Raw genomic sequence first — 12,716 nt, 5'->3', positions numbered from 1 at the left:
GGCGGCCGACACGACATTCAGTGCAACGCCGCTCTCCAAGTGAATCCGTATGAAAGACACTCGCGTTCTTCTTCCCGGCGGGGCCGGACTCGTCGGACAGAATCTGGTCGCTCGGCTCAAGGCACGCGGCTACACCAACATCGTCGTGCTCGACAAGTTCAAGGCGAACCTTGACATCCTGAGCAGCGTGCATCCGGACATCACGGCGATCTACGCCGATCTGGCCGAGCCGGGTGACTGGGCACAGCATTTCGACGACGCTGACGTCGTGGTGATGCTGCAAGCGCAGATCGGCGCGCCGAACCGCGACCCGTTCGTGCGCAACAACATCGTGGCAACGCGGCACGTGCTCGACGCCATCAAGCAGTACAAGATTCCGCACACGGTACACATCAGTTCGTCCGTGGTGAATTCCGTGGCCGAAGACTGGTACACCGAAACCAAACGCGAACAGGAAAAGATCGTGGTCGCATCGGGCGTCGACTGCGTCGTGCTGCGGCCGACGCTGATGTTCGGTTGGTTCGACCGCAAGCATCTCGGCTGGCTCTCGCGTTTCATGCATCGCGTACCGGTCTTCCCGATTCCAGGCAGCGGCAAGTACATGCGCCAGCCACTCTACGTGGGCGACTTCTGCAACGTGATCATCAGCAGCATCGAGTCGCGCATCAAGGGTAAGGCGTACAACATCAGCGGCCTCGAGCGTGTCGATTACATCGACATCATTCGCCAGATCAAGCGCGCCACGAAGGCACGCTGCGCAATCGTGCGGATTCCTTATGGCCTGTTTGACGTGCTGCTGAGAATCTATGCACTGTTCGACAAGAACCCGCCGTTCACGGCCGATCAGCTCAAGGCTCTGACGGCGGGCGACGAGTTCGAGGTGATCGACTGGGAAGGCATTTTCGACATTCGCGCCACGCCGTTCGCCAAGGCCATGGACGAAACGTTCAACGATCCCACCTATAGCCACATCGCCTTGGAGTTCTGAAGAAAGATGAGTGCAGATCGCATTGCCGTACTCGGTGCGGGACCAATGGGCCTGGGCGCCGCCTACCAACTGGTCAAGGACGGTCGCAAGCCGATTATTTTCGAGGCCGACGACCGCGTGGGCGGCATGGCCGCGTGTTTTGATTTCGGCGGCCTGTCGATCGAACGCTACTACCACTTCCACGCGATTTCGGATCACGCCTTCTTCGAGGTGCTGCGTGAGCTCGGCATCGAGGACAAGATGAAGTGGTGCGAAACGAAGATGGGCTATTTCTATCAGGGCCAGGTGCAGCCGTGGGGGAACCCGATCGCGCTGCTCAAGTTCAAGGGCCTGAGCTTCGCGGCAAAGTTCCGCTACGGTCTGCATGCGTTTCTTTCGACCAGGCGCAACGACTGGAGGCCGCTCGATCATGTGGAGGCCACGAGCTGGATTCGCCGCTGGATAGGCGAAGAGGCGTGGGAAGTGCTGTGGCGCCGCCTGTTCGACTACAAGTTCTACGCCTACGCGGATAACCTCTCCGCAGCCTGGATCTGGAGCCGTATCCGCCGCATCGGGCGCTCGCGCTATGACCTCTTCCGCGAGAAGCTGGGCTATCTCGAAGGCGGCTCCGACACGCTGCTCAACGGCATGCGCGCCTACATCGAGGCGAACGGCGGCGAGTTCCGGCTGGGCACCGCGGTGCAGAAAGTGGTAATGGAAAACGGTGTGGTCAAGGGTATCGAGGCCTGCGGCGAATTCCACGCATTCGACAAGGTGATCAGCACGATTCCGCTGCCCTATGTGCCAGGCGTGATGCCCGATCTGCCCGCCGACATTCTTGAAGCATTCAGAAGCAAGAAGAACGTTGCCGTCGTGTGCGTGATCGCGAAGCTCAAGAAACGCGTGACCGAGAACTTTTGGCTCAACACCAACGATCCCGAGATGGACATCCCGGGCATCGTTGAGTACACGAACCTGCGCCCGCTCGACGATCACATCGTCTACGTGCCGTTCTATGTGCCCGGAGAGCACCCAAAATATCAGGAGCCAGATTCGGCTTTCATCGACAAGGTGAAACGCTATCTCATGAAGATCAATCCCTCGCTCACGCCGGACGACTTCATCGACGTACGTGCGAGCCGCTATCGCTTCGCGCAGCCGATCTGCGAGCCAGGCTATCTCGATCGCCTGCCGCCGATCCCGTTGCCGGTGAAGGGTCTGCTCGTGGCCGATACCTCGTACTACTATCCGGAAGACCGCGGTATTTCCGAGAGTATCGGGCTGTCGCGCAAGATGGCGAGAATGATATGACCGAATTAAAGCAAACGATGCGCTCGGCCTTTTTCTCTCGCAGCTTTTTGCTCTTTCTGCTAACGGGAGGATTTGCGGCAGCAGTCAACTGGAGTAGCCGCATCCTCTATAACATCTGGATGCCGTTCTCCGCGGCGATCGTCGTTGCCTATATCACGGGCATGATCGTGGCGTACGTCCTTGCGAAAATCTTTGTCTTCAAGGGTAGTACGCAGTCGACGCATCGTTCGGTCTTCTTCTTCGTCGTCGTGAATCTGATCGCCATCCTGCAAACGTGGGCCGTCAGCATCGTACTGACTTACTACGTTTTTCCGGCCATGGGTTTGCAATGGCACGCACGCGAAGTGGCACATGCTTTCGGCGTCGCCGTGCCGGTCTTCACAAGCTATCTGGGACACAAGCACTGGACGTTTCAACGTCGATAGCCACAGCCTGATCGACTCACAAGGCGCTCTCCCGGCAGAAGTCATCGCCCGGTTCCGCTTTCAGCGACTCGTGCAAAGCGTCCCCATCCACGGTTCGGCTTTCTGCCTTGCCGCTTCGCCCATCTCCCGCCGATTCAGGCACACAGCGCTCCGGTCACGGAGCGCTAGTCCCGACGGCATGGCCGCTGCGGCGAGCTAGCTCGGACTGACGGCTGGTAGCATCGCAAAGAACTCTTGCAGCGCGAGCCGGTCAACCGTATAACCCGTGCAGTAGTCGCGCTCCGGATACGCAACGCAGGTCAACGAATTGCACGGCGAACAATTGACGATAGGTCCGAGATTCAGGCACGGACTCAGTTGGCCGCGAAACCAGCGCTTGGAGCTCACGTGATCCGGATGTGTCGAGCCGTACACGCAGATTTGCGGAATGTCGAGGATCGCCGCGAAGTGCGATGTCCAGGAATCCACACAAATCAACGCTCGGCCAAGGGCGAGAATCTCCTTCCACTGTGATGGCATGAAATTCTCGAGTATCGCGCCATCGGTATGCGCGACGCGTCGGTCACTGGCTGCGCCAATCTGAATGAGCTTTAAGCCCGCACGATGAACTTCCTCGGCCAGGCCGGCCATGGTGTGCGGAGGAATCGACTTCAGACTCCAACCGCCGAGCGGGTGCACAAAGACAGTGTCTTCGCCGATCCCCACGACGATTTCATGTGCCCGACGTTGCTGAGCGTCGGTGCTGACCGGTTGCAGGTTGGGCAGTCGGGTTTCCAGCGGCAGCCCCGCCTCTTCCAGCATGTATTCGACGAGATTGCGCCCGGTATCCGACAAGCTCCGGCTCGGATGGCACCGGGCAATCCGGGGCGCTGCGTCGTGGCGCAAAGCAACGTATTGAAAGGCCTCGAGCAGCACGCGGTAAGTATCCTCCGCAGCGGCAACCGGAACAGGTACTGACTCGACATGGATGCCCGTGCCGAACTCCCTGGCCCAGGAAACGAGTTGCTCCGCGACATGGAGCCGAACGCGCTTGCCAGACGCGGCTACACTCGCGGCAACTTGCACGGCAAGGATCATGTCTCCGCGATGGAACGGGCACACGATCTCGATGACTTCGTTTTCGTCTTGACCCGCGGATGCCGGCTTGGCGGCGATCCGGCGCAAATCGTAGATCGCCTCCCAAGGCGGCCCCCCATCGGTGAGTTTCTCCAGCATCGAGCGCGAATACGCGTAGCCGCTGCGCACGACCGGCACGCCTTTCGCCGCCAGCCTTTGCGCGAGCGCGGTGACGGCGAGATTGCTCAACAGGCGCGTGTCGAACAATTGACCGGCGTCGTCCGCCAGCAACGCACGCGCTCCACCGAAAATGCCCTCTGAAAAGACAACTGCCGGCTGGCTCGACGGCAATTTTGCCGGCTTAAGCTTCCTTTCGGCTATCGCGCGCGCCAGCAGGGCGGCGCTCTCCTCAGCCTCGAGAATCGCGGCTTCCTGCTCGCACACCGGGCGCGGGTCGACCGTGGTCGAGCGCAGGCTCGCATCCGGCGCCACCGCGCCCGAGACGACCACGGCGCTGCCCTTTTGCTCGATCTGAGTCTTGAGCAAATAGGTAAAACAGCCATCGAGCGGCACATCATAGCGACCCACGATCCAGACGTTCTCGTGCTGCGCTTCATGCCACCCCAGCGAAAGCGCATCGGCATAGCGAATGTCCTGCGGCGAGTACGGCACCACCTTGAAGCGGGTGAGCGGCAGGCGCCGCCGCCAAGACTCGACGGAATCGCGAATCGCTACGAAACGCGGCTGTTCCGCGGTCGCGTCGACGACCACAATCTCCGCAACGTCCAGCTTCTCCTTGCGAAGCTCGTCAATGACAACCGCGACGTTGTCGAACGGAGCCGTGCCAACCACCACGATTGACGACCGGGCGGCGAGGGCCGCGACATCCGCAATGTCGATGCGCACACGCTCGTCAAACTCGCGCTGGCTGTCATGAATATGCGCGATCAGGTTTCCGAACCTGGCCGCATTGCGCACCGCGGCGCCACGCGCCGCACGCAAGGCCACGCTCAAGCGATCCGCAATGCCCGGCGCAGCACGTCTGATCATGCGCTTCAAATCGCGTTTTGCACTTGCTTTCATGTCTATCTCACCTGCGTATTGGCTGGCTTCCAGCGCTTCACTACGCGCGGGGGAAAGGCGAGACCGTAGTTTTCGCCAGCGATCGTTAGATTCGGGCTATAAAAAGGGTCATGAGCGATGACGTCGCCCCAACGGGACAACATGTACGCACGCTCGCGAGCATCACGCTCGATCTGCGCAGCCGAAAGGTTCGCACCTCGCGAAATCGACTCGAGGTGATACAACTCCGCAAACGGGGTGTACACGATGTCGTAGCCAACTTCGCGAATCTTCAGGCATAGATCGACGTCGTTATAGCCCACAGTCAGATTGACTGCGTCGTAGCCGCCGACGCGCTCGAATACGTCCTTACGAACCAGCATGCAGGCCGCCGTCACGGCAGTCATGTTCTGCACGAGCATCGGCCGACCAAAATAGCCGATCGTATTGCGCGGGAAATGGCGATGTCCGTGCGCAGCCACACCGTACAGACCGAGCACCACGCCGGCGTGCTGGATCGTGTCGTTGGCGTAATAGAGCTTCGCGCCGACCGCGCCGACATTCGGCTGACTCAGTTGCGTCACCATCTCCAGCAGCCAGTCGGGATGGATGATCTCGATATCGTTGTTGATGAAACCAATGACCGAGCCCGTCGCGACAGCGACCGCTGCGTTGTTCAGCGCCGAAAAATTGAACACGCCCGGGACAGGCAGCACCTTCACGCGTGAGTCGCGCTTGATTTCCTCGAAATACTCAAGCGTCTCGGCTTCCTCGCTGTCGTTGTCGACCACGATGATTTCGAGGTTCCCGTAGTTCGTTTCGTGCATCAGCCCATCGACTGCGGCGCGCAGCACGCCCAGCCGGTCACGGGTCGGCACAATGAGCGAAACACGCGGCAACTCGGCGGGTTGTCGACGCTTGATGCGCCACCATCCCGGGAAACTGTCGATCCCGACGACTTCCGACGTCGGCTCGACGTCGGCAAAGTACTCCAGCATTGCACGACGCGCGGTCTCGACCGATGCATCGGGATTGTCCGTCGAGAAGCTGGTCACGCCAGGGAAAATGCGCCAGTGGTAGAGCACGTGCGGAATATGGCGGATACGACTGCCATCCGTATGCTTGAGGAAGCGCAACGCAAAATCGTAGTCCTGACTACCTTCGAAGCCCACGCGGAAGCCACCGATCTGGCGCGCAATCGACGTTCTGTACACGCCAAGGTGCGCAATGAAATTCTGCGAATAAAACAACTCACGATTCCAGTCGGTCTTGAAGTGCGGATCGTGACGCTGGTCGTTTTCGTCGACCTTGTCCTCGTCGGTATAAATCAGGTCGACGTCGGGGTAACGATTGATCTCGTCCGCCACCATGAACAGCGTATGGGCCGGGATGGCGTCGTCGTGGTCCATCAGCGCAACGAATTCGCCCTTGACGATCTCGAGAGCCGAATTGCTCGACGCAGAAATATGCCCGTTCTTTTCACGGAAAACGACCCGGATTCTCGGGTCCTTGCGCATGTATTCTTCCAGCACCGTGCGAATTTCCGGATTCGGCGAGGCATCGTCGGCAATACACAGTTCCCAATGCGGATACGTCTGCGCAATGACACTGTCGAGGGCCTTGCGCAAATACTTCGGGCGTGTGTTGTAGACGGGCATCAACACGGATACAAGCGGCTTGTTCGGCAGTTCTTCGCCAAGCTGACGCAAGCGCACAAGATCCTCAGGGGTGAGCGTATCGTACGTCTCCACCCACGCGCGGTATTCTCCCTTGTCGTATTTGCCGACAATACCGGAACGCACCAGCGTTTTCGCCTGATTCAGCTTTCCGCGGAACAAGGCACGCCAGACTCCAGTGCGTTGCGCCGGCGACAGCGCCGCGTAACCCTCGCGCACGAGCCCCAGCGTGCCGACGTTGCGTACGGAAACGTCTTTCAGATGAAAGCGAACATCGCGACGATCGGTGGGATCGAAACGCAGCGAACGCACTTCCGGAGGCAGCACGATCAGACGCTTTTCGCGCCCTTTGCCATACCCAGGCATGGCATATGAGGCAACCTGTGCGCCGTCTGCACCATGAAACGCGTAGAGAACCGGATTCAGGCTTGGCTCGGTAGAATCCATCTCGACGGTAAGCACGGCCCAGCCCGGACGCAGTCCCGTCCAATGGGGCGCGACGGCGACTTGCGGATCGGCCCCCGTGGACACGAAACCACCATCGCCCGTTGACTCTATTTCGTGGATGGGCGCAAACGCGGGCCTATTCGGCGAGGTCATCAGTCTCGACAGCGCGCGAACGACGTTGCGACCGCGCCGGGCCACACGGCTCGCGATGCGCACCGGCGCGGTCACGCGCCAGCTGAACGACGTGCGATAAGCGTGCACGGACGCATTGAGCTGCTCCACCGATGCGCCGAGCCGGTTGATCGTGGCTTCGAATTCCTGCTTCTCGGCCTGCCAACGTGTCAACTCCGTTCGTTGTGCGCGAGCCGCGCTGCGCAGCGTGTCGACAGTTGAGTTGGCGCTTTCCAGTTGCTCGGCCTGCATTTCGAGAAGCGCATTGGCGCCTTGCAGCGCTTCCTCGGTGCGAACACGCGCTGCACGAGCTTCTTCTTCAGCCCCCCGCACCTGCTGAAACGCAGCCTCGAGCGCGGTACGCCCTTCGCGGAACTCGAAGATCTCGTGATCGCGCGCCGCGATCGCCGCCTTGAGACCAGTAACGACGTCGGACTCGCCGATATCGGTTTCGAAGACACCGGAGGCCAACACGGGCAAATCGCCATCGGACGCCACGGCGATGAGATACATCGGCGCGACGATACCCGTGCCACGCTCGACGGTACCCTGAGCCTTGCGGAAGCTTTCGATGCGCCCGTCCTGCTCCGACAACAACGCCGAGGCATAAACCACGCGCTGGCCGTAGATGGCGACGTGCCTGAACGATGCATGCAGCAGCGCCTGAAACTCCTCGCGAGTCAATTCCTTAACGTGATACGGATTATGAAAGCCCGGCAGTTCGGAGTAGACGACGCGGTCCGGGCTCGACATGACGAGTACGCCGCCCGGTCGCATGACGCGCCGAAGCTCGGCCATCATTTCATTTTGCTGATCGTGGTGCTCGATCGTTTCGAAGCTCACCACGACATCAATGGACGCGTCCGCGACGGGAATTTTCTCCGCCGAGCCTACGCGGTATTCGAGGTTGGCACCGGCATGTTGACGCGACGCGTGGTCGATCGCTTCCCGTGCGATATCGACCCCAATCACGGAAGCCGCATTGCGTGCAAGCAGGGACGCCCCATAGCCTTCGCCGCAGGCGATATCCAGGACGTTTTTACCTTCGCATAGCTCAGCGGCACAAAGATACCGGTGCACGTGTTCGAGCTCAATGTTGCCTGTCTGTTCTGGCACAAAGCGTTCGCCGGTGAATTTCATGATTCCTTCGTTGAATTTTCGCTAAATAGATGCTAATCGAATTGGCCTATGCGCGGCGATGCCGATAGACGGAAGAATTGTCCGCCATCGATTTCGAGATTCGGGTTGTATGCGGGATCGCGCACCAGGACGTCCCCCCACCGCTGCTTCATCCAGGATGCCTCCCGGTTCAATCTGGCGGCGCGCTCGCCGGTCTGGTCGGTCCCTCGCGATGCGGACTCGTGATGATAAAGGCTGGCGTAAGGTACATAGACGTTACGACGACCTTGCGCATTCAATTTCAAACATAGATCAACATCGTTGTAGGCAACGCCCAGGTTCCCCGCATCAAGTCCACCGACCTGATCGAACAGCGCCTTGCTCACCACGAGGCATGCGCCCGTCACCGCCGCTACCCGCTGCGCGAGCAGTGCACGGCCGAAATAGCCGGCTTCGTCGCGGCCGAGCATGTGATGACAATGGCCCGCGACGGCGTCGCCCGCGAGCGCGACGCCGCCATGCTGCAGCCGTTCGTTCGGATACCAGAGCGCTGCGCCCACCGCGCCGATACCCGGCTGCAAGGCATAGCCGCACAAGATCGAGAGCCATTCGGGATCTCGCGCGTCGATATCGTTGTTCAATAGGCAAAGTACGCTGCCGCGCGCCAGTGCCGCCGCCTTGTTGTTAAGCGCGGAGTAGTTGAAGGGCGAATCGTCGCGTATCACGCGACAATTTTGCATCGCTGCGTATCCTGCCAGCAATGTCAGCGCGCGCGCATCGGTAGAGCCATTATCGACGATCAGGATCTCAATATTTGCATAACGGGTCCGCTGCACCAGACCGTCGACACATTGCGCGAGCAGTTCCGGCTTATCGCGCGTCGGGATGATGACCGACACCAGCGGTTGTGGCTCCGGTACCGGAAAAATCACTCGCAGCATGGACGACGATGCGCGCAACCAGTCTACATCGGCGACGCGCCCGGTTCTCTGCAGGTGCTCGCTCACTGCTCGCTTTGCGGCCTCTCGAACGTAAGGCTTCGCCGCCACCTCGCGTGCCGTGCTTTGCTCGCTGATGCGCCAGTGATAGAGCACATGGGGAATATGAACGATTGCGCTTTCAGGCACTTTTTCGGCGCAACGCAATACGAGGTCATGATCCTGACTGCCTTCGAAGCCCGCGCGGAAACCGCCGACCGCGCGCACCAATGCCGTGTCAAACACGCCGAGGTGCGAAAACATGTTCTGGCCGAGCATGAGCACTGGATCCCAGTCCGGCTTGAAATACGGCTCGATCCGCTCGCCGCCCGGCGTCAGCTTATCCTCGTCGCTGTAGATCAGCTTTGCATCGGGATGCAACTGCAGATACTGCGCGACCATGTAGAGCGCGTGCTCCGCGAGCCGGTCGTCGTGATCGAGGAGCGCAACATAAGCGCCCGTTGCCAGCCTAAGCGCATCGTTACTCGCCTCGCAAATGTGACCGTTGCGTGCCCGGCGCACGGTCTTGATGCGAGCATCGGCAGCAGCGTACTGCGCAAGGATTTGCGCCACGTGAGGCTCGGTGGATGCGTCATCACAGAGGCACAGCTCCCAGTCGGGATAGATCTGCGCCAGCACGGAGTCGAGCATTTCCCGCAGATGTTCAGGCTGCGGGTTGAACACCGGCACGACGATGGAGATACGCGGACGAGTCGCGAACCGGGCAACCTTCTCACGAAGCGACGCGCGGCTGACATCGTCGATTGTGTCGAATCGGGCAATCCATGCGCCGTAGTCATCGGCATTGGCGGCACGCGCGAGAAGGCTGCGCAGACCTGCTCGACCCTGGCGGCGAATCACCGCCATCGCTGCCCGCGCAACCGGCAGGACGCCGCCGCGCGAGCGCACGGCCTGACGGGCTGCGCGCAAGGCACGGCATGCGAAACCTGGCACCGAACTCCAGCGCATCTCAGCCGACCTGCTGCTCGTACGCGGCGACGACTTCTTCCACTGGGCCAAATGCACGCACGCGGCCGCCATCCATCCACAGCGCCTTGTTGCACACGCGGCGAATCTCCGAATTCGCGTGCATGGCAAGCACGACGATCTCGGCGCGGCTGTGCAAATCGCGCAGGCGCTCCTGCGCCTTGTGCATGAATGATGCGTCGCCGACGCCCATCACTTCGTCGAGCAAGAGAATTTCGGCGTCGACCGCCGTCGACACGGCGAATGCGAGACGAACACGCATACCGCTCGAATACGTACGCAACGGCAGATCGAGGTAGTCGCCCAGCTCGCAGAACTGGACGATGCTTTCGGTCTTTTCCTTGATTTCGGCATCGGTCATGCCGAGAAGCAAACCACGCAGCCGGATGTTCTGCATGCCGGTCGAATTGTCGTCCATGCCGAGGCTGATATCGAGCAGCGGCACGATCTTTCCGTTGCTCTCGACCGTACCGCGAGTCGGCGAGTAAATGCCCGCCATAGTACGAAGCAGCGTCGACTTGCCGGCGCCGTTTCTGCCGATCAGACCGATGCGGTCACCCGCTTCGAAGCGCAGATCCACATTGTCGAGCGCCTTTACGACGACCACGCCATCGCTGTCCTCGGCGATCGTGTTGCGGCGACCCATGCGAAGCACCTGCTTCTTGAGCGACCGACCCTGGACGTCGTAGATAGGCAGGTCCAGACTCGCACCTTTCAATTCAATAAATGCCATCGTGCTCTCCTAGACCCAATACGGAATGCGTTTGAGATATCGGCCGGTCATCGCCAGCGCAAGCGTCCACCCGACCACGGCAAGGCCGATCGCGACTAGCCACGTCGTGAGCGACGGGAACTGCCCGATCAGTGGCGCACGGACCAACTCGACCAGGTGGGCAAGCGGATTCAGATCGACGATGAACGAAAACCGCTTCAGCGAATCGGGGCGGTAAATGATCGGCGTGACATAAAACGCAATCTGGATGAGTGCGGCGATGATCTGTGGAAGATCGCGGAAACGCGCCGAGAGCAAACCGGCCAGCATCGCGACCCAAAGTGCGTTGGCGAGATAGAGCAGCAGCGCCGGCACGAAGATTGGCAGCGCGGCCCAGTTCTTCACGCCAAAGATCACGAGCAGCAACAGCACGATGATGAAGTTGTGCGCAAGGATGACAAGGTTGCGCCACATGACCTGGAAGACGTAGATCAGCTTCGGCGTGGCTGCCTGGCGAATGTAGGTTGCGCTATTGATATAGGCGATGCTGCCTTCCTGCACCGTCTGCGCGAACATCGTCCACATCACGAGGCTGATCGCCAGAAACGGCAGATAGTCGCTCATCTTCTGGCCGAACAGGGACCCGTACACCACGCCGATCGAGCCGATCATGACGCCCATACTGATGGTCAGCCAGAAGGGCCCCACTCGCGAGCGCGCGTAGCGTTGCCGGATTTCGAGCCAGCCTAGCAGCGTCCACAACCGATAGGACGCGACACTCTGCTTCAAGTCTGCAAATATTAGTTTGAACATAGCTGTAGTCGAGGGATTGCATTGCTCGCGAAATCACGTTTACTTCGCGTTGCTTGTTTCATTGCACGGAATCGAGCGGGCCGCTGCGCCCCGTCAACCCGTGCCATAGGCCAAGAAATGCCATTTCGAGATGACGTCGCCGCGGCTTGAGCCAGATGCCATAAATGGCGAGGCGAAACGGCATCTTCAGCAATTCATTCGCCTTCCACCTCCAGGGCACGTACCGCCTCTTCATCAGCGCGACGGCATTTCTGAACATGTAGTAATGCCGAATCGGTGAATGGCTCGGGTAGCTTCGCCCCATGATATTCACCGGCTCGCCACCCAGTTCGTGCGCCAGACGCAACCACGGTGCACCCGCAACGCGATAGCCGGCAGCGCGCGCGCGAATGCACCATTCGAGATCAACGAAATCGATGAATAGCGAATCGTCCATCGCGCCGATCACTGGCCACGCATCGAGATTGACGCACGAGCCCGAGGTGATCAGAAAGTCCACGTCGATCAGCTGCGCGCCGTCGGCTTCGATACGGCGCAAAGCGGGAAACCCGAAGCGCACGAAAGGCGCTATGCCGCCAAGGCGAATATCTTCGTAAGCTGGCCCAATCAACGCGACACGGCGCCCCGCTTCGACCTCGCGCGACAGGGTGGCCGGTAGCTCGCGCAGCAACTGCTCCGAGGGCTCGCTATCCTGATCGAATAGCAGCACGAACCGACAGCCGGCGCGACGCACGTGCGCCACCCCTTGATTGAGCGCGGTCGCGATGCCGAGATTCGCGCCATTCGCAATAAACGCGATGTTCGGCTTCAGCCCCAACTCTGCGGCAGTGCGTACACGCTCTGTATTGTCGACCACGACGCACTCGCCAAACTCCGCCAGACGATTGGCTCGCGCGATACACGCTTCGTCGGGTCGATACAGCACCACGACGATACCTGGTTGCAACTCCGTCGACACGTTACTTCGCCAGCCAACGTACGTAACGATCCACG

9 protein-coding genes are annotated in these 12,716 nt (G+C 60.2%); 3 read left to right on the top strand and 6 right to left on the bottom strand.

The window, feature by feature from the left end:
- Positions 1–49: 49 nt before the first annotated feature.
- Genes U5A65_RS23575 through U5A65_RS23565 form a run of 3 tightly spaced genes read left to right on the top strand, consistent with a single transcriptional unit; the run spans position 50 to position 2,703 of the window.
- A complete protein-coding gene (locus tag U5A65_RS23575) occupies positions 50–988 on the top strand; it encodes an NAD(P)-dependent oxidoreductase (RefSeq protein WP_321947707.1) in 939 nt (312 codons plus the stop codon).
- Positions 989–994: 6 nt separating this feature from the next.
- Positions 995–2,278 (top strand): NAD(P)/FAD-dependent oxidoreductase, encoded by a 1,284-nt coding sequence (locus U5A65_RS23570; protein ID WP_321947705.1) that lies wholly within the window; start codon positions 995–997, stop codon positions 2,276–2,278.
- On the top strand, positions 2,275–2,703 hold the full coding sequence (locus U5A65_RS23565; protein ID WP_321947703.1) for a GtrA family protein: 429 nt from the start codon (positions 2,275–2,277) through the stop codon (positions 2,701–2,703). The genes U5A65_RS23570 and U5A65_RS23565 overlap by 4 nt, the downstream gene beginning before the upstream one ends.
- Before the next feature lie 195 nt (positions 2,704–2,898).
- On the opposite strand, the gene U5A65_RS23560 is transcribed toward U5A65_RS23565, so the two are convergent.
- Genes U5A65_RS23560 through U5A65_RS23535 form a run of 6 tightly spaced genes read right to left on the bottom strand, consistent with a single transcriptional unit; the run spans position 2,899 to position 12,711 of the window.
- On the bottom strand, positions 2,899–4,842 hold the full coding sequence (locus U5A65_RS23560) for a glycosyltransferase family 9 protein (RefSeq protein ID WP_321947701.1): 1,944 nt from the start codon (positions 4,840–4,842) through the stop codon (positions 2,899–2,901).
- A 2-nt stretch (positions 4,843–4,844) separates the two neighbouring features.
- Positions 4,845–8,255 (bottom strand): glycosyltransferase, encoded by a 3,411-nt coding sequence (locus U5A65_RS23555; protein WP_321947699.1) that lies wholly within the window; start codon positions 8,253–8,255, stop codon positions 4,845–4,847.
- 32 nt (positions 8,256–8,287) lie between these two features.
- On the bottom strand, positions 8,288–10,180 hold the full coding sequence (locus tag U5A65_RS23550) for a glycosyltransferase family 2 protein (protein ID WP_321947697.1): 1,893 nt from the start codon (positions 10,178–10,180) through the stop codon (positions 8,288–8,290).
- A gap of 1 nt (position 10,181) precedes the next feature.
- A complete protein-coding gene (locus U5A65_RS23545) occupies positions 10,182–10,931 on the bottom strand; it encodes an ABC transporter ATP-binding protein (protein ID WP_321947696.1) in 750 nt (249 codons plus the stop codon).
- Positions 10,932–10,940: 9 nt separating this feature from the next.
- Positions 10,941–11,723 carry an ABC transporter permease gene (locus U5A65_RS23540; protein ID WP_321947694.1) on the bottom strand — a complete coding sequence of 261 codons (783 nt, stop codon included), beginning with the start codon at positions 11,721–11,723 and terminating at the stop codon, positions 10,941–10,943.
- A gap of 58 nt (positions 11,724–11,781) precedes the next feature.
- The gene (locus U5A65_RS23535; RefSeq protein ID WP_415765563.1) at positions 11,782–12,711 is read right to left on the bottom strand and encodes a glycosyltransferase family 2 protein; all 930 of its coding nucleotides are present in this window, start codon (positions 12,709–12,711) and stop codon (positions 11,782–11,784) included.
- Positions 12,712–12,716 lie beyond the last annotated feature (5 nt).

The organism is Paraburkholderia sp. J10-1 (assembly GCF_905220165.1).
Classification (GTDB): domain Bacteria; phylum Pseudomonadota; class Gammaproteobacteria; order Burkholderiales; family Burkholderiaceae; genus Paraburkholderia.
This window is presented reverse-complemented; position numbering and strand designations above follow the sequence as displayed.

Coding starts and splice junctions, on each gene's coding strand:
- U5A65_RS23570 (WP_321947705.1), top strand. CDS start 995: ATGAGTGCAGATCGCATTGCCGTACTCGGTGCGGGACCAATGGGCCTG.
- U5A65_RS23550 (WP_321947697.1), bottom strand. CDS start 10,180: ATGCGCTGGAGTTCGGTGCCAGGTTTCGCATGCCGTGCCTTGCGCGCA.
- U5A65_RS23555 (WP_321947699.1), bottom strand. CDS start 8,255: ATGAAATTCACCGGCGAACGCTTTGTGCCAGAACAGACAGGCAACATT.
- U5A65_RS23575 (WP_321947707.1), top strand. CDS start 50: ATGAAAGACACTCGCGTTCTTCTTCCCGGCGGGGCCGGACTCGTCGGA.
- U5A65_RS23545 (WP_321947696.1), bottom strand. CDS start 10,931: ATGGCATTTATTGAATTGAAAGGTGCGAGTCTGGACCTGCCTATCTAC.
- U5A65_RS23560 (WP_321947701.1), bottom strand. CDS start 4,842: ATGAAAGCAAGTGCAAAACGCGATTTGAAGCGCATGATCAGACGTGCT.
- U5A65_RS23565 (WP_321947703.1), top strand. CDS start 2,275: ATGACCGAATTAAAGCAAACGATGCGCTCGGCCTTTTTCTCTCGCAGC.
- U5A65_RS23540 (WP_321947694.1), bottom strand. CDS start 11,723: ATGTTCAAACTAATATTTGCAGACTTGAAGCAGAGTGTCGCGTCCTAT.